This is a genomic window from Rhizobium etli CFN 42 (genome assembly GCF_000092045.1).
Lineage (GTDB): Bacteria > Pseudomonadota > Alphaproteobacteria > Rhizobiales > Rhizobiaceae > Rhizobium > Rhizobium etli.
In genome coordinates, this window is the sequence record NC_007761.1 from 1,694,773 (window position 1) to 1,714,397 (window position 19,625).

Here is a 19,625-nt window from a genome sequence, read left to right on the forward strand (position 1 = left end):
TCATGTTCCTCTATAAGGCTATTGTCTTTCTTCCCTTGATCGGCGCGATCGTCGCCGGCCTTTTCGGCCGCGCCATCGGCGCCAAGGCTTCGGAATATGTCACCAGCGGCCTGATGATCGTCGCCGGCATCCTCTCCTGGATCGTCTTCTTCAACGTCGGCATGGGCCATCTTGAAGGCGGGCCGATCAAGGTCGAGGTGCTGCGCTGGATCCAGTCCGGCGGCATCGACGTCTCCTGGTCGCTGCGCGTGGATACGCTCACCTCAGTCATGCTGATCGTCGTCAACACGGTCTCGACGCTGGTGCATATCTATTCGATCGGCTACATGCATACCGATCCGCATCGCCCGCGCTTCTTTGCCTATCTGTCGCTCTTCACCTTCGCCATGCTGATGCTGGTGACGGCCGATAACCTAGCCCAGATGTTCTTCGGCTGGGAAGGCGTCGGTCTCGCCTCCTATCTACTGATCGGCTTCTGGTTCAAGAAGCCTTCGGCGACGGCCGCGGCGATGAAGGCTTTCATCGTCAACCGCGTCGGCGACTTCGGTTTCGTGCTCGGCATAGCCGGCGTCTTCGTGCTGTTCGGCTCGATCAACCTCGATACGATCTTCGCCAATGCATCGAATTTCGCCCCGCATGAAGGCGGCGGCGAGGCGAGCGAAGTGATCCTCAACCTGTTCGGCATGCAGCTCGACAAGGCGCATGCGCTGACCGGCATCTGCCTGTTGCTGTTCATGGGCGCGATGGGCAAGTCGGCCCAGTTCCTGCTGCACACCTGGCTGCCGGACGCCATGGAAGGCCCGACCCCGGTTTCGGCCCTCATCCATGCCGCCACCATGGTCACCGCCGGCGTCTTTCTCGTCGCCCGCATGTCGCCGCTCTTCGAATTGTCGCCGGACGCCCTGACCGTTGTCACCGTGATCGGCGCGATCACCGCTTTCTTCGCGGCAACCGTCGGCCTGGTGCAGAACGACATCAAGCGCGTCATCGCCTATTCCACCTGCTCGCAGCTCGGCTACATGTTCGTGGCGCTGGGGGTAGGGGCCTATGGCGCAGCGATCTTCCATCTCTTCACGCACGCCTTCTTCAAGGCGCTGCTCTTCCTCTGCGCCGGCTCGGTCATCCATGCCGTCGATGGCGAGCAGGATATGCGCTACATGGGCGGGCTTTGGCCGCATATTAAAGTTACAGGCGGCCTGATGATCATCGGCACGCTGGCGATTACCGGTGTCGGCATTCCCTTCACGCCGTTCGGCCTTGCCGGCTTCTTCTCCAAGGACGTGATCATTGAGGCGACTTATGCATCGCACTCGCCGGTCGCAGGCTTTGCCTTCTCGCTGCTGGTCATCGCCGCGCTCTTTACGAGCTTCTATTCCTGGCGCCTGATCTTCATGACCTTCTTCGGCAAGCCACGCGCTTCGCATGAGGTCATGCACCATGTGCATGAATCGCCGCAGGTCATGCTGGTGCCACTCTATCTCCTTGCCCTCGGCGCGGTGCTTGCCGGCTACTTCTTCGAAGGTCGGTTCTACGGCGAGGAATACGCCGAGTTCTGGAAGGGCGCGCTCTTCACCGGCGCCGAGAATGAACTCGTCGAAGAGTTCCACCATGTTCCGGCGCTGGTTGGCTTGAGCCCCTTCATCGCAATGCTGATCGGCTTCGTCATTGCCTGGTACATGTATATCCGCTCGCCGCAGACGCCGCGCGTCCTCGCCAAGCAGCACCGGGTGCTCTACCATTTCCTGCTCAACAAGTGGTATTTCGACGAACTCTATGACTTCCTGTTCGTCCGCACGGCGCGCGCCCTCGGCCGCTTCCTGTGGAAGAAGGGTGACGTCGGCGTCATCGATACCTATGGCCCCAACGGCGTGGCGGCTCGCGTCGTCGCCGTCACCGACCGCGTCGTCCGCCTGCAGACCGGTTACCTCTATCACTATGCCTTCGCCATGCTGCTCGGCATTGCGGCGCTCGTTACCTGGATGATGCTCGGGAGTTCCTTCTGATGACCGATTGGCCTATTCTTTCAACGGTCACCTTCCTGCCGCTCGTCGGCGTGGTGCTCCTGCTCTTGATGAATGGCGACAGCGAAAGCGGTCGGAGGAACGTGCTGTGGATCTCGCTGATCACCACCGTCTTCACCTTCGTCGTCTCTCTCTTCATCTGGATCGGCTTCGACAATGCCAATCCCGGCTTCCAGATGCTCGAAAAGCATGATTGGCTTGGCACCGGCATCGGCTACCACGTCGGCGTCGACGGCATCTCCATGCTGTTCGTCATCCTGTCGACCTTCCTCATGCCCTTCTGCGTGCTGGCGAGCTGGCTCTCGATCGAGAAGCGCCTGAAGGAATACATGATCGCCTTCCTCATCCTGGAAACGATGATGGTCGGCGTCTTCGTCTCGCTCGATATCGTGCTCTTCTACGTCTTCTTCGAGGCAGGCCTCATCCCGATGTTCCTGATCATCGGCGTCTGGGGCGGAAGAGATCGTGTCTATGCGAGTTACAAGTTCTTCCTCTATACGCTGCTGGGCTCGGTGCTGATGCTGCTCGCCATCATGGCGATGTACTGGCAGGCCGGCACGACCGATATCACCGCGCTGCTCGCCTACAAGTTCCCGCCGGCGCTGCAGACATGGCTCTGGCTTGCCTTCTTCGCCTCCTTCGCGGTGAAGATGCCGATGTGGCCGGTCCACACCTGGCTTCCGGACGCCCACGTTCAGGCGCCGACGGCAGGCTCGGTGATCCTGGCAGGCGTGCTCCTGAAGCTCGGCGGCTACGGTCTCATCCGCTTCTCGCTCGGCATGTTCCCGGTCGCCTCCGACTATTTCGCGCCGCTCGTCTTCGCTATGTCGGTTATCGCCATCATCTACACCTCGCTGGTGGCGATGATGCAGGATGACATCAAGAAGCTGATCGCCTATTCCTCCGTGGCGCATATGGGCTACGTTACCATGGGCATCTTTGCCGCCAACATGCAGGGCGTCCAGGGTTCGATCTTCCAGATGCTCTCGCACGGCATCGTCTCCGGCGCGCTCTTCCTCTGCGTCGGCGTCGTCTACGACCGTACCCATACCCGCGAGATCAACGCCTATGGCGGCCTCGTCAACAACATGCCGAAATATGCCGTGGCGATGATGGTCTTCACCATGGCCAATGTCGGGCTTCCCGGCACGTCTGGCTTCATCGGCGAATTCCTGACTCTGATCGGCGTCTTCCGGGTCAACACCTGGGTCGCGCTCTTTGCCGCCACCGGTGTCATTCTCTCGGCCGCCTATGCGCTCTGGCTCTACCGCCGGGTGATCTTCGGCGCGCTGGAGAAGGAAAAGCTGAAGGCGCTGCTCGACCTTTCCAGACGCGAACAGCTGATCCTCTATCCGCTGGTTGCGCTGACCATCTTCTTCGGCGTTTATCCGGCTCCGGTCTTCGATGCGACGGCCGCCTCGGTGGATCTGCTGGTCAACAACTACACGGCCGCCGTGCACGCAGCGCAGAACGTTGCGCTGTCTATGAAATGATGACGGGACTTATCGGACATGACCGCTGAAACAATTCTCCTCAGTCTGCATCTTTCCGCGCCGGAGCTCATCCTCGCGGTCGGCGCCCTGGTCCTGTTGATGGTCGGCGTCTTCTCAGGCGAGCGGTCGGGCCTTGTCGTCACGGGCCTCGCCATCGTCCTGCTGCTCGCATCCGGCCTGTGGCTGCTCTTCGTGCCGGCGGAAGGCCTCGCCTTCGGCGGCGTCTACATGGCCGACGGCTTCTCCCGCTTCATGAAGCTGGTGGCGCTCATCGGTTCGCTGGTCGCCCTGTTCATGACCATGGGGCATGCCCGCGAAAATCAGCTCGACAAGTTCGAGTTCCCGGTTCTGCTGGTGCTGGCGACCCTCGGCATTCTGCTGATGATCTCGGCCAACGACCTGATCTCTCTCTATCTCGCGCTGGAACTGCAGTCGCTGGCGCTTTATGTCGTCGCCGCGATCAACCGCGACAGCCTGAAGTCGACCGAAGCCGGCCTCAAATATTTCGTCCTCGGCGCGCTGTCCTCCGGCATGCTGCTCTACGGCATGTCGCTGGTCTACGGCTTCACCGGCCATACCCATTTCACCGAAATCGCCCAGGCGCTTTCGGTTGAAGGTGCACGCTCGCTCGGCCTCATCTTCGGCCTGGTCTTCATCCTCGCCGGCATCGCCTTCAAGATCTCGGCCGTTCCCTTCCACATGTGGACGCCTGATGTTTATGAAGGCGCGCCGACGCCGGTCACCGCCTTCTTTGCCGCAGCCCCCAAGGTTGCCGCCATGGCAATGTTGACCCGCATCGTCATCACCGCCTTCCAGCCGGTTCTGGCCGATTGGCAGCAGGTCGTCGTCTTCATCTCGATCGCCTCGATGCTGCTCGGCTCCTTTGCCGCGATCGGCCAGAAGAATATCAAGCGACTGATGGCCTATTCCTCGATCGGCCACATGGGCTATGCTCTGGTCGGCCTTGCCGCCGGCAACCAGACCGGTGTTTCCGGCGTCATGCTTTACATGGTCATTTACATGATCATGACGCTCGGCACCTTCGCGATCATCATGTCGATGCGCCGCAAGGATGGAACCGTTGTCGAAGACGTCAATGATCTCGCCGGCCTTTCCGCGACCAACCCGTTCATGGCCGTGGTACTAACGGCGCTGATGTTCTCGCTCGCCGGCATTCCGCCGCTCGCCGGTTTCTTCGCCAAGTATTTCGTCTTCGTTGCCGCGATCGAAGCCAAGCTCTATGCGCTTGCCATCATCGGCGTTCTCGCCTCGGTCGTCGGCGCCTATTATTATCTGCGCGTCATCAAGCTGATGTGGTTCGATGAAGCGACCGGCGAATTCGCCCGTGTCTCCAGCGCCCTACGGCTGGTCTTCGGTCTCTCCGGTCTCTTCGTCACCGCCTATGTGCTGATCGGCGGCCCGATCGGTGGCGCGGCAGAGCTTGCCGCCGCGACGCTCTTCTGATGGTTTCCGACAGACGGCGCCGGATATCGCTCGGCGATTTCAGGCACGAGGCGCTGTCGGAAACATCATCCACCAACAGCGAATGCCTCGCCCGGGCGCGGGCGGGCGATCCCGGAAATCTCTGGGTGACGGCCGAGAGGCAGACCGGCGGCCGCGGCCGCCGCGGCCGCCTCTGGGTGTCCGAACGCGGCAATCTCTACGCGTCTCTTCTGTTGATCGACCCGGCGCCGATGGAGCGCCTCGGCTCGCTGCCGCTTGCGGTTGCCGTCGCCGTGCACCAGACGATCCGCCAGGTGCTGCCGCCGGGCGCCGAACCGCTCGAGGTCAAATGGCCGAACGATATTCTCATCGGCCGGAAAAAGACCTGCGGCATCCTCGTCGAGGGCGAGCAATTGCCGGACGGCCGCTACGCGCTGATCGTCGGCATCGGCATCAATGTCTCGGTCATGCCTGATAATCCGCTCTATCCCGTCACCTGTCTGCGTCAGCATGCAAGCGCGGCTTCGCCGGACGAGCTCTTCGCCCATCTCTTCGCGGCGATGGCGGATGTGCTCGATCAATGGGACCAGGGCCGCGGCATTGCCGAGATCACGGCGCGCTGGCGCACCATCGCCTGTGGCATCGGCGAAAAGATCACGGTGAATTTACCGGACCGATCGATTTCCGGCCAATTCGCCGGAATTGATGATAATGGCTTGTTGATGCTCGATACCGGCGCTGGCAGGATTGTGCCCATTGCCGCCGGTGATGTGTTTTTTGGATAGCGGAAAAAACGAAAATTATGGCGAAACAGGACGAGTTGGTATTCCTGCCTCTGGGCGGCGTTGGCGAGATCGGCATGAATCTCGCTCTCTATGGCTACGGCCCGCCCGAGCATCGCCAGTGGATCATGGTCGATTGCGGGGTCACCTTTCCCGGCCCCGACCTGCCGGGCGTTGATCTCGTGCTGCCCGATATCCGCTTCCTCGCCAGCGAGCGCAAGAACCTCAAGGCGATCATCATCACCCATGCCCATGAAGACCACTACGGCGCACTCGCCGACCTCTGGCCGGGCCTCAACGTTCCGGTTTTCGCCTCGGCCTTTACATCGGGCTTGCTTGAAGCCAAACGCAACTTCGAGAAGGCGACGATCGGCGAAGTGCCGGTGACGCCGTTCAAGGCAGGCGATACGATCAATGTCGGCCCCTTCAGCATCGAAGGTGTGGCCGTCAACCATTCGATTCCCGAGCCGATGTCGCTGATGATCCGCACGCCAGCCGGCAACGTCATCCATACCGGTGACTGGAAGATCGACCACGAGCCTTCGCTCGGGCCTCTGACCGATGAGACACGATTCCGCCAGCTTGGTGACGAGGGCGTGCTGGCGCTGATGTGCGATTCCACCAACGCCCTGCGCGACGGTGTTTCGCCCTCCGAGAAGGATGTGTCGGAAAGCCTCCGCAAGATCATCGAGGATGCCGAGGGCCGGGTAGCGATTACCACCTTCTCGTCGAATGTCGGGCGTATCCGCACCGTCGCCGAGGCTGCCGAGGCGGCCGGCCGCGAAGTGCTGTTGCTCGGCAGCTCGCTGAAGCGCGTCGTCGATGTCGCTAGTGATATCGGCCTGATGGAAGGGGTCAAACCTTTCATTTCCGAAGAGGAGTACGGTTATATCCCGCGCGACAAGGTCGTGGTCATCCTGACCGGCAGCCAGGGTGAGGCGCGGGCCGCCCTTGCCAAGCTCTCCCGCGACGAGATGCGCAACGTGGCCTTTGCGGCAGGCGATATCGTTGTCTTTTCCTCGCGCGCCATTCCCGGCAACGAGAAGGCGATCCAGGATATCAAGAACGGCCTCGTCGAGCAGGGCGTGCATATCATCACCGATACCGAGGCGCTCGTCCACGTTTCCGGCCATCCGCGCCGCAACGAGTTGCAGAGGATGTATGAGTGGACCCGGCCGAAAATCGTCGTGCCGGTGCATGGCGAGGCGACGCATCTGACGGCGCATAAGGAGTTGGCCGAGCAGTCTGGCATCGCAATCGTGCCGCGGGTGCGCAACGGCGATATCCTGCGGCTGGCGCCAGGTCCGGTCGAGGTGATAGGCGAAGCGCCGCATGGCCGCATCTACAAGGACGGCCTGCTGATCGGCGACTTCGACGAAATGGGTATCGGCGAGCGCAAGAAACTCTCCTATGTCGGCCATGTCGCGGTCAACGTCGTGCTCGACGCGCGGTATGACATCCTCGGCGATCCCGATCTCGTCTCCATCGGCCTGCCGGTTTATGATGACGAAGGCGAGGAGATGGAGGATACGCTCTACGATGCGGCGATCAGCGCCATCGAAAGCATTCCGCGCGCCCGCCGCAAGGATATCGACATGCTGCAGGAGGCCGTGCGCCGTGCCATCCGCGCGGCGGCAAATCACGCATGGGGCAAAAAGCCCGTTGTCACCGCTTTCGTCACCAAGGTCTGACCATGCTCGGCCGAGTGAACCATATCGCCATCGCCGTTCCCGATCTCGCAGCGGCGACGGCCGCTTATCGCGACACGCTGGGCGCTGCCGTGTCGCAGCCGCAGCCTCTGCCGGAACACGGCGTCACCGTCGTCTTCGTCGAATTGCCGAACACCAAGGTCGAATTGCTGCAGCCGCTGGGGCAGGACTCGCCGATCGCAGCCTTCCTCGAAAAGAACCCGTCCGGCGGCATGCATCATATCTGTTACGAGGTGGACGATATCATCCTCGCCCGTGACCGACTGGTCGTCGCCGGCGCGCGGGTCCTTGGCGACGGCCAGCCGAAGACCGGCGCGCATGGCAAGCCGGTGATCTTTCTGCACCCCAAGGATTTCTTCGGTACGCTGATCGAACTCGAACAGGCCTAGAGAAATCGGACGCGTTTTCGCTGCGGCAGAGTGACCCGAAGACGGCGAAATGTTTCTTCGCTTTGAGTTGCACGCTATTCCGCCGTATAAGTGCGCCAGCTCCAAGCGGCACTGCGCTTCACGCGTTCTGTCGGCAAGACACGACCGGGAAAGATAATGCTCCAGACCTTCCTTCAGGGATTCGCCGTCTACTTCATCATCTGGTGGATGACGCTGTTCGCCGTTCTACCGATCGGCCTGCGCACGCAGGCGGAAGACGACGATATCGTGCTCGGCACCGTGCCAAGCGCACCCACCCGCTTTCGTGCCGCCTTCGTCTTTTCGCTGACGACGCTGATCTCGGCGCTGATCTATGGCATCTGGTATGTCTGCGACACTTATTTCGGCTGGGGCTTTGACGCCCTTCCACAACTCGGGCCTAGCTTCTATTGAAATAGCTTTTGCTCAAACTTTGAGCATATGCAAATATTATCATGAAATCCAGTTCGCATATTGGCGTCATGCTGGCGCGTCAGAGAGCTCGCCTTACGGAATGAGGGCCTCACCTTACGGAAGCGGTCTGGAGTTTGAAGGGGAGGAGAAGGCGAAAAACCAAAAAAAAACAAGGCTAAAAGCCTTGTTTTAAGTATCGCGTGATCTGTAACCGTTGCCGGGGCTGCGACGAGCGCGCCTAAGATCTGATCCTCCCAAGACTTGACCGCGAAATGGCAAGAATTAACTTCCTTGCCTGTTTTGTGAGCTAAAACTAGCCCAAACATTGGGCTTTGTCATTAGCTTTTTTTGCATTTTTGCTACACACCAGCAAAATTTTTCTGTTGACAAGATTTTCGTTCAAGTCCTTATAAATACGCGCTTTTTCACGCCCTTTCATTTTGCGCGTGCGAACATGCGTGTCCGCGAGGCGGCCGACGGCAGTTGCGGGTTTCCTTCCCGCCGCGAAGCGGCTATGAACGCTCCCACATTCACAATGTATCTTCGATTCCGCTCGCCTGCGGGATCTCAACTGCTTCGGAATCGCCATGCGTCTGTCTCGCTACTTCATGCCCATCCTTAAGGAAAACCCCAAGGAGGCGGAAATCGTCTCCCACCGGTTAATGCTGCGCGCCGGCATGATCCGCCAGCAGTCTCAGGGCATCTATTCCTGGTTGCCGCTCGGCAAGCGTGTGCTCGACAAGGTCAACGCCATTATCCGCGAGGAGCAGAACCGAGCCGGCGCCATCGAGCTGTCCATGCCGACCCTGCAATCGGCAGAGCTCTGGCAGGAAAGCGGCCGCTACGATGCCTACGGCAAGGAGATGCTGCGCATCAAGGACCGTCAGGACCGGCCGATGCTCTACGGCCCCACCAACGAGGAGATGGTGACGGATATTTTCCGTTCGTCCGTCAAGTCCTACAAGGACCTGCCGCTTAACCTCTATCACATCCAGCTGAAGTTCCGTGACGAGATCCGCCCGCGCTTCGGCACCATGCGCTCGCGCGAGTTCATGATGAAGGACGCTTATTCCTTCGATCTGACGCGCGAAGGGGCCGAGCATTCCTACAACAAGATGTTCGCCGCCTATCTCAGAACCTTCGAGCGGCTCGGCCTGCGCGCCATCCCGATGCGTGCCGATACCGGCCCGATCGGCGGCAATCTGAGCCATGAATTCATCATTCTCGCCGATACCGGCGAATCCGAGGTCTTCTGCCATAAGGACTTCGTTGGTTTCGATATTCCCGGCGAAAACACCGATTTCGACAGCGTCGAAGGCCTGAAGGCGATCTTCGACAAATGGACCTCGCTCTATGCGGCGACCTCGGAAATGCACGACGAGGCGGCCTTCAACGCCGTTCCCGAAGGCGACCGCCTTTCGGCGCGCGGCATCGAGGTCGGCCACATCTTCTATTTTGGCACGAAATATTCCGAGCCGATGGGCGCGAAAGTGCAGGGGCCTGATGGTAAGGAACACTTCGTTCACATGGGTTCCTACGGTATCGGCCCGACACGCCTTGTTCCCGCCATCATCGAAGCCTCGCATGATGACAACGGAATCATCTGGCCGGCATCGGTCGCACCCTTCGATGTCGTCGTCATCAACATGAAGGTGGGCGATCAGGCCTGCGACGATACGTGTGAGCTGATCTATGCCGCGCTGAAAAAGGCCGGCAAGGATGTGCTCTACGACGATACCGACGACCGGGCCGGCACGAAGTTCGCCACCGCCGACCTGATCGGCGTACCTGTCCAGATCATCGCCGGCCCGCGCGCGGTCGCGAACGGCGAGGTCGAAGTGAAGGACCGCAAGACCGGCGCCCGTGAAACGATGACCATCGAAGCGGCGATCAACAGGTTCGTGGCTTAAGGAAACGGAGGCGAAATGGCAGAGGCAGCAGTGGACCGGAGTTCAAAATCCGGCTTAGGTCCGGCTGGCAAGCCATTTTCCACCTTTGAGCGCCTCGTGGCGTGGCGTTATTTGCGCGCCCGCCGCAAGGAGGCCTTCATTTCGGTGATCGCCGGCTTCTCCTTCGTCGGCATCATGCTGGGCGTTGCGACGCTGATCATCGTCATGGCCGTCATGAACGGCTTTCGCACCGAACTCGTCTCGCGCATCCTCGGCATCAACGGTCATATGATCGTGCAGCCGGTCGACGGCCCCTTTACCGATTATCCCGAACTGACCGCCAAACTCGCGGCGGTGCCGGGCGTTAGGATGGCGCTGCCCTTGGTGGAAGGCCAGGTGCTTGCCTCGGCCCAGGCTGGCGGCAGCACCGGTGCTTTGGTGCGCGGCGCCCGCGCCGAAGACCTGACCAAACTCAAGACAATCTCCGACAACATCAAATCCGGCGACATGGTGGGCTATGCCTCGGGCGAGGGCGTGCTGATCGGCACCCGCATGGCCGATCAGTTGGGTCTGCGCGTCGGCGACCTCATCACCCTGACCTCGCCGGAAGGCGACATCACACCGATGGGCGTCAATCCGCGAGTCAAATCCTACAAGATCTCCGGCCTGTTCGAGATCGGCATGTCGGAATATGACTCGTCGATCATCTTCATGCCGCTCGAGGAAGCGCAGCTCTACTTCAATGCCGCCGGGCTGGTGCAGTCGATCGAGCTCTTCGTCGATCATCCCGATGATATCGACGCGCTGAGGCCGAAGGTGGAAGAGGCGGCCGGCCGCCAGATCAACCTGACTGACTGGCGCCAGCGCAACCAGACCTTCTTCTCCGCACTCCAGGTCGAGCGCAACGTCATGTTCATGATCCTGACGCTGATCGTGCTTGTCGCGGCCCTCAACATCATCTCCGGCCTCATCATGCTGGTGAAGGACAAGGGCAGCGATATCGCCATCCTACGTACCATGGGCGCCAGCGCCGGTGCGATCATGCGCATCTTCTTCATGACCGGAGCGGCGATCGGCATCGTCGGCACGCTTGCGGGCGTGCTGCTCGGCGTCGTCGTCTGCGTCAACATCGAATCCATCCGCCAGTTCTTCTCTTGGATCTCCGGCACCGTGATTTTCAATCCCCAGGTCTATTTCCTCAGCCAGCTGCCGGCCGAGATGGATATCAGCGAAACGATCTCGGTGGTCGTCATGGCGCTCAGCCTCTCCTTCATCGCCACCATCTTCCCGGCATGGCGCGCCTCCAGGCTCGATCCGGTGCAGGCCCTGCGCTACGAATAAGGAATGCCCCATTCATGAATCGCAACGTCGTCCTCAAGCTTACCGGCGTCGAGCGCCATTACGGGCAGGGTGATACGCTGCTCACGATCTTGAAGGGAGCAGATTTTTCGCTGGCGAAAGGAGAGATCGTCGCCCTTGTCGCCCCCTCCGGCACCGGCAAGTCGACGCTGCTGCATGTCGCCGGCCTGCTCGAGCATCCCGACGGCGGCGAGGTTACCATCAACGGCCATGCCTGCGACGGCCTTTCCGATGAGAAGCGCACGGCAATCCGCCGCCGCGAGATCGGCTTCGTCTATCAATTCCACCATCTCCTGCCGGAATTTTCGGCGCTTGAGAACATCATGATGCCGCAGCTGATTGCCGGTCTGTCCTGGAAGGAAGCCCAGGAGCGAGCCGGGCAGCTCCTCGACTATATGCGCATCGGCCATCGCGGTTCGCATCGCCCGGCCGAACTTTCCGGGGGCGAACAGCAGCGCGTCGCCATCGCCCGCGCCGTCGCCAATGCGCCGACGCTGCTTCTTGCCGACGAGCCGACCGGCAATCTCGATCCGGAAACGGCAAGCTACGTCTTCGACGCGCTGGAGGCGCTGGTGCGCCAGTCCGGCCTTGCGGCCCTCATCGCCACTCACAACCATGAACTCGCCGGCCGCATGGATCGGCGCGTCACGATCTCCGATGGCAAGGTCGTAGAGTTTTAGTCTAAGGCGATTACGGGGTGACAAGCCCGCCGCGGTAGTCGAGCGCATAGGCCTTCCGGCCGCCGACCATGATGCATTCATGGCCATTGAATCGGTCGCAGCCGCCTTCGCTGCGGTCGATATAGCGGCCCAACGAATGATCGAATTCCATTCCGCCAAGAAATCGGCCTTCGCGATACATTGCCGACAGCGCCGCCGTGATCACCGTTCCGGCGGCACTGCCGTCGATGAGATCAGGCGCGACGACACAGCCGAAATAATTCATCGCCCAGACGGGTTCGCGGACAAACCAGACCACTTCCTGTCCGGCGAAATCGGTGCCGCCGAAATAGCTGTCGAGATAACGCCAATGGCCGCGTTCGTAACCGATATCATGGGCACCTAGTCGGCAGGGTGGGCGAGGCACGCCGCCGCCGACATAGGTTGCGGCTTTCGCCTCTACGATGAAGTCGTTCAGCATCGCGGTGTCGAGCATTATCATCTTCCTCCCTGCCTCATCTGATACGGATATAACAGAATTGCGAGAACATAAGAAGAACAAAAGAGCGAGCATCGCTCGATCGCCTTGGGGCAGTCGCAAGACATTGAATGCGCTGTACGGATCCGTTCGGCAAGCGATGTCGAGCCGGTGGCGCCGAGCATGTTCAAAGCCAGCGCTGAAGCTGCATTCGATTCGCAGCCCGGAACCGGCATTTTTCAAATGCAAGCGCAAAGGAAAAGATTCCCGTTGACATAGGAACAAACATGGAACAAATTGAAAACATAACGAGTAAAGGAGAGCCAGATGACTGACATGATCCGTGATATCGCAGCATTCACCTCCATCGCAATGTTCGTTGCCAGCTTCTCGCTGATCGTCATCGCGATCTAAAGTTTTCAGGGGATCGCATGGCAATCATGCGGTTCGTACGCGGGTCTTCTTCTGGACATCATCGCCCTCAATGCCGACAATGTATCCGATTCATTTCGGCTGATTGGGAAGGCATATCATGGCGGAGACGGAAAAGGGTTCAACGGGTGAGGCGACCGGCGGCACGCCGGGCTTCATCCACCTGAGGGTCCATTCCGCCTATTCGCTTCTTGAGGGCGCGCTGCCGCTGAAGAAGATCCTCTACAAGGCGACCGGCGACAATCAGCCGGCAATCGCCATTACCGATACCAACAACCTGTTTGTCGCCCTTGAATTCTCGCAGAAGGCAATGGACGAGGGCCTGCAGCCGATCATCGGCTGCCAAGTCTCCATCGACATGGAAGACGGATTGGAAAGCGAAAAGCGCGGCGGTCAGCAGGCCCTGATCAAGTTGCCGTCGATCGTTCTTCTTGCCGCGACGGAGGCCGGTTACGAAAGGCTGGTCGATCTCGTTAGCCGCGCCTATCTCGGCGGCGACAGCAATCAGGCCGTTCATATCAGAGCTTCCTGGCTGGAAGAGGCAGGTACGGAAGGGCTGATCGCCTTGACCGGCGCGCTGACCGGGCCGGTCGACGCAGCTGTCAGGGAAGGTCACCCCGCCCAGGCGGAAGCCCGGCTGCTCACGCTGAAGCGTCTCTTCGGCGACAGACTCTATGTCGAGCTGCAGCGGCACGGCACCTACGACAAGCGGCATGAGCAGAAGATCGTCAGGCTTGCTTACACGCATGACCTGCCGCTCGTCGCCACAAACGAGGCCTTCTTTCCCACCCGCGACGATTACGACGCCCATGATGCGCTGATGGCGGTTGCGCATAACGCCATCGTCTCCGACGACAGCCGCTTTCGCCTGACGCCTGATCACTACCTGAAGAGCCGCGCCGAGATGGCCAGGCTCTTCGCCGACCTGCCGGAAGCGCTTGAGAACACGATCGAGATTGCCAAGCGCTGCTCCTTCGTGCTGAAGACGCGAAAGCCGATCCTGCCGCGCTTCACCGGTGCGACTGATGATGCCGAGGAGGCCGAGCGCGCCGAGGCGGGCGAATTGCGTCGCCAGGCGGTCGAAGGGCTGGACATGCGGCTTGCCACGCTAGGCATGTCGCCGGGCTACGAGGAAAAGGATTATCGCGAGCGACTGGAGTTCGAGCTCAGCGTTATCGAGCGCATGCGCTTCCCCGGTTACTTCCTGATCGTTTCCGACTTCATCAAATGGGCCAAGCAGCATGATATTCCGGTCGGCCCCGGCCGTGGTTCGGGCGCCGGTTCGCTGGTCGCCTATGCGCTGACAATCACTGACGTCGACCCCTTGCGCTTCTCGCTGCTCTTCGAGCGCTTCCTCAATCCGGAACGCGTCTCGATGCCGGACTTCGATATCGACTTCTGCCAGGATCGCCGCGAAGAGGTGATCCGTTACGTCCAGGCGAAATATGGTCGCGAACAGGTGGCGCAGATTATCACCTTCGGTTCGCTGCAGGCCCGCGCAGCACTTCGCGACGTTGGCCGCGTGCTGGAAATGCCCTACGGCCAGGTCGACAAGATCTGCAAGCTTGTTCCGAACAATCCGGCCAATCCGACGCCGCTCTCCAAGGCGATTGAGGAAGAGCCGAAGCTGCAGGAGGAGGCGGCGAAGGAACCAGTGGTCGCGCGCCTGCTCGACATCGCCCAGAAAATTGAAGGCCTTTATCGCCATGCCTCGACGCATGCCGCCGGTATTGTCATCGGTGATCGGCCGCTGTCCAAACTCGTGCCGATGTATCGCGATCCGCGTTCTGACATGCCGGTCACCCAGTTCAATATGAAGTGGGTGGAGCAGGCCGGCCTCGTCAAATTCGACTTTCTCGGTCTGAAGACGTTGACGGTCCTGAAGGTCGCCGTCGATTTTGTCGCCAAGCGCGGCATCAATGTCGATCTCGCCGCCATTCCCCTTGACGACAAGCCGACCTACGAAATGCTGTCGCGCGGCGAGACGGTCGGCGTGTTCCAGGTGGAAAGTGCGGGCATGCGCAAGGCCCTGATCGGCATGAAGCCGGACTGTATCGAGGATATCATCGCGCTGGTAGCTCTTTACCGCCCGGGCCCGATGGAGAACATTCCTGTCTATAACGCCCGCAAGCACGGCGAGGAGGAGGTGGAATCGATCCACCCGACAATCGACCATCTCCTCAAGGAAACCCAGGGCGTCATCGTTTACCAGGAGCAGGTGATGCAGATCGCCCAGGTCCTGTCGGGCTATTCCCTCGGCGAAGCCGACCTTCTGCGTCGCGCCATGGGCAAGAAGATCAAGGCCGAGATGGACCAGCAACGCGAGCGCTTCGTCGAGGGCGCCGTGAAAAACGGGGTGAAGAAACCGCAGGCCGACGTCATCTTCGATCTGCTGGCGAAATTCGCCAATTACGGCTTCAATAAGTCGCACGCCGCCGCCTACGCCATCGTCTCCTACCAGACGGCCTATATGAAGGCGCATTATCCGGTCGAGTTCCTCGCCGCTTCGATGACGCTCGACATGTCCAACACGGAAAAGGTCAATGATTTCCGTCAGGATGCGAAGCGCCTCGGCATCGAGGTGATCGCGCCCTCCGTGCAGACCTCCTTCCGCCATTTCGAGACCGGCGACAACCGCATCTATTATGCGCTGGCCGCCCTCAAGGGCGTCGGCGAATCCGCCGTCGACCACATTGTCGAGGTGCGTGGCGACAAGCCCTTTGCCAGCATCGAGGATTTCTGTCTGCGCATCGATCCGCGCCAGGTGAACCGCCGCGTGCTCGAAAGCCTGATCTATGCCGGCGCCTTCGATTGTTTCGGCACCGACCGCGCCCAGCTTGCCGCCGGCCTTGACCGCATCCTCGGTTATGCCCAGCGCGCTCAGGAAAACAAGCTGAGCGGCCAGTCGGATATTTTCGGCAGCGCGCTAAACTCAGGTCCGGAAAAAATCTCCTTGCCGCCCTATTCGCCCTGGCTGGCATCGGAGCGGCTGCTCAAGGAATTCCAGGTGCTGGGCTTCTATCTAACCGCCCACCCGCTCGATTCCTACAACAACATCTTGCAGAAGATGCGCGTGCAGACATTCGCCGAGTTTTCTGCCGCCATCAAACAGGGCGCCGCCAATGCGCGCCTTGCCGGAACCGTCATCTCGAAGCAGGAGCGCAAGACCCGCACCGGCAACAAGATGGGCATCATCGTCTTTTCCGATTCCTCGGGGCAGTTCGAGGCGGTGCTTTTTTCGGAGATGCTGAACCAGTATCGCGACGTGCTCGAGTCCGGGAAATCCTTCCTGCTGACCGCGACCGGTGAGGAGCGGCCGGAGGGTATCGGTCTGCGCATCCAGACGATCCAGTCGCTTGAGGAAAAGTCGCTGCAGATGCAGAAGGCGTTGCGCGTCTATATCAGAGATTCCGGACCGCTGAAAATGGTCGCCGGTCATCTGAACGCCAAGGGCGACGGCTTGGTTTCCTTCATCGTCATCAAGGAAGAGGGCAAGCGCGAGGTCGAAGTGGCGCTGCCGGAGAAATACCGCATCACAGCGGAGATCGCCGCCGCCCTTCGCGCAGCCCCCGGCGTCGTCGACGTCGAGCTTGTTTGATGGCGAAGCCGATCGCCCCGAGGGCAATGCAGATCGCCTAGGATAATGCACCTCACCCAGGGTGATGCAAGGCACCTGGGCTGATGGCCGTCAGCCGCGGGTAATGGTAATGAAATCCGTGCCCTCGCCGGTCTCCCGGCCGAGGCCGGTATCGGAGATCGTTAGCGTCGAGCCGGGCGCGATCAGCGCGTCGATCTTGCGACGGGTCTCGTCGGGGATGGAAATCCGGCTCAGCGAACGGGCGATCGGCTTGCCGGTGACGATCGAGCTTTCCGGATTGCTGATCCCGAGCCGCCTCATCGTTTCGCGGGAGAGATTGTTTTCGAGCGTGATGCCGAGCCAGTCCGCCGTGCCGGCTTTTTCATCGACCGCGTGCAGGGTAAAGAAGTGTGTGCCGAGCGCCAGCCCCGGATCGGCGATCGTCACCGGCGCCTCGAACACCGGTTTGAATGCCTTTCGCACCATGATGACGCCGTTCGGCGGCTCGCCTTTGCCGGCTGCGGTATAGAGCGCTTTGAGCAAAGTATCGGAGATCAGGCTTCTGTCACCGGCAAATTCCGCCGGCCGCAGCGTCTTGAAAGCCCTGATTGCCTCAACGGTCGACGGGCCGAGCAATCCGTCCGAATCTCCGGCGGAAAAGCCGAGTGCGTTGAGCAGGGTCTGGATGTCGATCACCGTCTCGCGCAGCGTGCGGCGCGTGATGAGCATGCTGATCGGCTCTGACGGCGGCTCGGCTTCATGCGTTGCAAGCGGCTGCACCATCGGCATCGGCATGGCGGCGGTATCGTTCATCGCCACCTGCACCGGCTTTTGCGGGCTGTCGGGCATGGAGGGCCGCAATTCGACATCCGAAAGCAGCGGCATCGCCGCCGGCGCATCCGGGTGGAAGAGGGTCGAATGGTCGATCGGCTGCGGCACCAGTTCGCCGTCGCTGATGATGACGGGGATGCCGGGCTCGGTCATCCCATAGAGCATTTTCGCAAAGGCGCCGGGCATGCGCACGCAGCCGTGCGAAGCCGGATAACGCGGCACGGAATTCGATTCATGCAGCGCGATGCCGGACCATGTCAGCCGTTGCATGAACGGCATCGGGGCCGCCGAATAGAGATTGGATTCGTGGTATTTCTGCTTTTCGAGCACCGAGAAAATGCCGCTCGGTGTCGTATGGCCGTCCTTGCCGGTCGAGACCTTCGAAGTCGCGACGACCTCGGTGCCGTCATAAACCACCAGCGACTGCTTGTTCTTCGAGACGAAGATCTGCAGCGTGCGTGCATCCGCGGCAAGAGCAGGGTGCACGAGTGCGGTGGCCGACAGCAAGCCGAGGCCGAAGACGAGACGCGAAAACATGATACCCAACCATACGCAATACTGGTTCGGCACATTACGAGACGAAGTTTAAGGAAGATTTTAAAACCCGGACTCCTCGGCTCGCCGGGTATGGTGCAGCGGTTCCGCGCTAACGACACGCATAAGATAAACGGCGAAGAATGCGCATGAATCAAAGTTTGAGCTGTCTGAGTTAAGGCATTGTTACTCGTATGTATTTCGAAACTCTGCACCTTTGCGCGAGATGTTCTAGTGATCGCGCTTGCTGCTGCCGAAGGTGTAGCCGGTCTCGACCGTGTTCTTGCCGAACTTGTCGCGCAGCTTGTCCATTGCCGCTTCGGCCGCCGCCCGGCGGCCTGACTGCCGGTCGATCAGGTCGGGCGGATCGGCGCGAGTGGCATCGCCGAGATCGGTGACGCCAATGCCGATCAGGCGGAATTTCGTGCCGTCGGTTTCCTTTTCGAGAAGCTCGAGGCCGACGCGGAAGATCCTGTCGGCAAGCTGGGTCGGGTCCTCGAGCTTGCGGTTGCGGGTGCGCGTCTTGAAGTCGGCGCTCTTCATCTTCAGCACCACTGTCTGGCCGGCGATATCGTTTTTCTTCAGTCGCCAGGAAACCTTTTCGGAAAGGTTGCGCAGGATCGGCACCAGATCGTCGTAGCGCGAGATGTCGTCGAAGAACGTCGTTTCGGCCGAAACGCTCTTGGCGGCATCGTTGAGATGCACCTCGCGGTCGTCGATACCGCGTGATAGCCGGGCGAGCCGCTGGCCGATGCTGCCGTAGCGGCGCATCAGGTCGTTCTCCTCCATCTGCTGCAACTGACCGATTGTGCGGATGCCGTCCGCCTCCAGCGTCGCGGCAAAGGCCTTGCCGACGCCCCAGATGGTGGTGACGGGACGCGGCGCCAGGAATTCCACCGCTTCTTCACGGCCGATGACGGAAAAGCCCCGCGGCTTCTGCAGGTCGGAAGCGACCTTGGCGAGGAATTTGCAATAGGAAAGCCCGACCGAAACGGTAATGCCGATCTCCTTTTCGATGCGGCGAGCGAATTTGGCGAGCGTACGCGCCGGTGGATCGTGATGCAGCCTCTCCGTGCCGCCGAGTTCCAGGAAGGCTTCGTCGATCGACAGCGGCTGCACCAGCGGCGTCAGATCCTGCATCAGCGCGCGCACCTGGCGCCCAACCCGGACATATTTCTCCATGTCCGGGCGTATGACGGTGGCCTGAGGGCATGCCTCCAGCGCCTTGAACATCGGCATTGCCGAACGCACGCCGTGGATACGGGCGATATAGCAGGCAGTGGAGACGACACCGCGTTTGCCGCCGCCGATGATGACCGGCTTGTCGGCAAGTTCGGGATTGTCGCGCTTCTCGACCGCCGCGTAAAAGGCGTCGCAATCGATATGCGCAAGTGTCAGTCGATAGAGTTCGCCATGGCGCACCAGGCGCGGACTGCCGCAGGTAATGCAACGGCGCGCCTCGCCCTTCTGCTCGGCAAGGCAGTCGCGACAGAAGCCGGGTGTCTTGTCAGGCGCGGGCGTCATGGTGAGAACAAAGGTTGAACGCCGCGACACTACGCCTTAAGCTGACGAGTCACAAGAGAGGGTGGAGCTTTGC

The 19,625-nt window shown here is 60.6% G+C and carries 14 protein-coding genes; 11 read left to right on the forward strand and 3 right to left on the reverse strand.

From position 1 onward, the window contains the following. Positions 1-2 precede the first annotated feature (2 nt). From nuoL to RHE_RS08310, 10 genes are all read left to right on the forward strand, one after another. Entirely contained in the window at positions 3-2,003 is a 2,001-nt protein-coding gene (gene nuoL, locus RHE_RS08265) for an NADH-quinone oxidoreductase subunit L (RefSeq protein WP_011424933.1), read from the forward strand. Next, positions 2,003-3,514 (forward strand): NADH-quinone oxidoreductase subunit M, encoded by a 1,512-nt coding sequence (locus tag RHE_RS08270; RefSeq protein ID WP_011424934.1) that lies wholly within the window; start codon positions 2,003-2,005, stop codon positions 3,512-3,514. Before nuoL ends, RHE_RS08270 begins: the two co-directional genes overlap by 1 nt. 18 nt (positions 3,515-3,532) lie before the next feature. Further along, positions 3,533-4,978 carry an NADH-quinone oxidoreductase subunit NuoN gene (gene nuoN, locus RHE_RS08275; RefSeq protein ID WP_011424935.1) on the forward strand — a complete coding sequence of 482 codons (1,446 nt, stop codon included), beginning with the start codon at positions 3,533-3,535 and terminating at the stop codon, positions 4,976-4,978. After that, positions 4,978-5,742 carry a biotin--[acetyl-CoA-carboxylase] ligase gene (locus RHE_RS08280; RefSeq protein ID WP_011424936.1) on the forward strand — a complete coding sequence of 255 codons (765 nt, stop codon included), beginning with the start codon at positions 4,978-4,980 and terminating at the stop codon, positions 5,740-5,742. The genes nuoN and RHE_RS08280 overlap by 1 nt, the downstream gene beginning before the upstream one ends. Before the next feature lie 17 nt (positions 5,743-5,759). Continuing rightward, positions 5,760-7,430: a ribonuclease J gene (locus RHE_RS08285; protein ID WP_020921012.1), complete on the forward strand. Its 1,671-nt coding sequence runs from the start codon at positions 5,760-5,762 to the stop codon at positions 7,428-7,430. A 2-nt stretch (positions 7,431-7,432) separates the two neighbouring features. Then, positions 7,433-7,837: a methylmalonyl-CoA epimerase gene (mce, locus tag RHE_RS08290; protein WP_011424938.1), complete on the forward strand. Its 405-nt coding sequence runs from the start codon at positions 7,433-7,435 to the stop codon at positions 7,835-7,837. A 156-nt stretch (positions 7,838-7,993) separates the two neighbouring features. Then, positions 7,994-8,269, forward strand: coding sequence for a DUF1467 family protein (locus RHE_RS08295; RefSeq protein WP_020921013.1), 276 nt, complete (start codon positions 7,994-7,996; stop codon positions 8,267-8,269). Between the two features lie 587 nt (positions 8,270-8,856). Then, positions 8,857-10,179 (forward strand): proline--tRNA ligase, encoded by a 1,323-nt coding sequence (gene proS, locus RHE_RS08300; protein ID WP_011424940.1) that lies wholly within the window; start codon positions 8,857-8,859, stop codon positions 10,177-10,179. Between the two features lie 15 nt (positions 10,180-10,194). Next, the gene (locus tag RHE_RS08305) at positions 10,195-11,499 is read left to right on the forward strand and encodes a lipoprotein-releasing ABC transporter permease subunit (RefSeq protein WP_042118244.1); all 1,305 of its coding nucleotides are present in this window, start codon (positions 10,195-10,197) and stop codon (positions 11,497-11,499) included. Positions 11,500-11,513: 14 nt separating this feature from the next. Beyond that, on the forward strand, positions 11,514-12,197 hold the full coding sequence (locus RHE_RS08310; protein WP_011424942.1) for an ABC transporter ATP-binding protein: 684 nt from the start codon (positions 11,514-11,516) through the stop codon (positions 12,195-12,197). Between the two features lie 10 nt (positions 12,198-12,207). On the opposite strand, the gene RHE_RS08315 is transcribed toward RHE_RS08310, so the two are convergent. Continuing rightward, positions 12,208-12,672, reverse strand: a complete 465-nt coding sequence (locus tag RHE_RS08315; protein ID WP_042118246.1) for a DUF5680 domain-containing protein — start codon at positions 12,670-12,672, stop codon at positions 12,208-12,210. Positions 12,673-13,186: 514 nt separating this feature from the next. On the opposite strand from RHE_RS08315, the gene dnaE reads away from it, so the two are divergent. Continuing rightward, the gene (dnaE, locus tag RHE_RS08320) at positions 13,187-16,684 is read left to right on the forward strand and encodes a DNA polymerase III subunit alpha (protein ID WP_011424944.1); all 3,498 of its coding nucleotides are present in this window, start codon (positions 13,187-13,189) and stop codon (positions 16,682-16,684) included. A 90-nt stretch (positions 16,685-16,774) separates the two neighbouring features. Here the strand turns inward: dnaE and RHE_RS08325 are convergent, their stop codons facing one another. Then, positions 16,775-18,031 carry a L,D-transpeptidase family protein gene (locus RHE_RS08325; RefSeq protein WP_042118248.1) on the reverse strand — a complete coding sequence of 419 codons (1,257 nt, stop codon included), beginning with the start codon at positions 18,029-18,031 and terminating at the stop codon, positions 16,775-16,777. Between the two features lie 228 nt (positions 18,032-18,259). Then, entirely contained in the window at positions 18,260-19,552 is a 1,293-nt protein-coding gene (locus RHE_RS08330; RefSeq protein ID WP_011424946.1) for a DNA polymerase IV, read from the reverse strand. Between the last annotated feature and the right edge of the window lie 73 nt (positions 19,553-19,625).

Coding starts and splice junctions, on each gene's coding strand:
- nuoL (WP_011424933.1), top strand. CDS start 3: ATGTTCCTCTATAAGGCTATTGTCTTTCTTCCCTTGATCGGCGCGATC.
- RHE_RS08270 (WP_011424934.1), top strand. CDS start 2,003: ATGACCGATTGGCCTATTCTTTCAACGGTCACCTTCCTGCCGCTCGTC.
- nuoN (WP_011424935.1), top strand. CDS start 3,533: ATGACCGCTGAAACAATTCTCCTCAGTCTGCATCTTTCCGCGCCGGAG.
- RHE_RS08280 (WP_011424936.1), top strand. CDS start 4,978: ATGGTTTCCGACAGACGGCGCCGGATATCGCTCGGCGATTTCAGGCAC.
- RHE_RS08285 (WP_020921012.1), top strand. CDS start 5,760: ATGGCGAAACAGGACGAGTTGGTATTCCTGCCTCTGGGCGGCGTTGGC.
- mce (WP_011424938.1), top strand. CDS start 7,433: ATGCTCGGCCGAGTGAACCATATCGCCATCGCCGTTCCCGATCTCGCA.
- RHE_RS08295 (WP_020921013.1), top strand. CDS start 7,994: ATGCTCCAGACCTTCCTTCAGGGATTCGCCGTCTACTTCATCATCTGG.
- proS (WP_011424940.1), top strand. CDS start 8,857: ATGCGTCTGTCTCGCTACTTCATGCCCATCCTTAAGGAAAACCCCAAG.
- RHE_RS08305 (WP_042118244.1), top strand. CDS start 10,195: ATGGCAGAGGCAGCAGTGGACCGGAGTTCAAAATCCGGCTTAGGTCCG.
- RHE_RS08310 (WP_011424942.1), top strand. CDS start 11,514: ATGAATCGCAACGTCGTCCTCAAGCTTACCGGCGTCGAGCGCCATTAC.
- RHE_RS08315 (WP_042118246.1), bottom strand. CDS start 12,672: ATGCTCGACACCGCGATGCTGAACGACTTCATCGTAGAGGCGAAAGCC.
- dnaE (WP_011424944.1), top strand. CDS start 13,187: ATGGCGGAGACGGAAAAGGGTTCAACGGGTGAGGCGACCGGCGGCACG.
- RHE_RS08325 (WP_042118248.1), bottom strand. CDS start 18,031: ATGTTTTCGCGTCTCGTCTTCGGCCTCGGCTTGCTGTCGGCCACCGCA.
- RHE_RS08330 (WP_011424946.1), bottom strand. CDS start 19,552: ATGACGCCCGCGCCTGACAAGACACCCGGCTTCTGTCGCGACTGCCTT.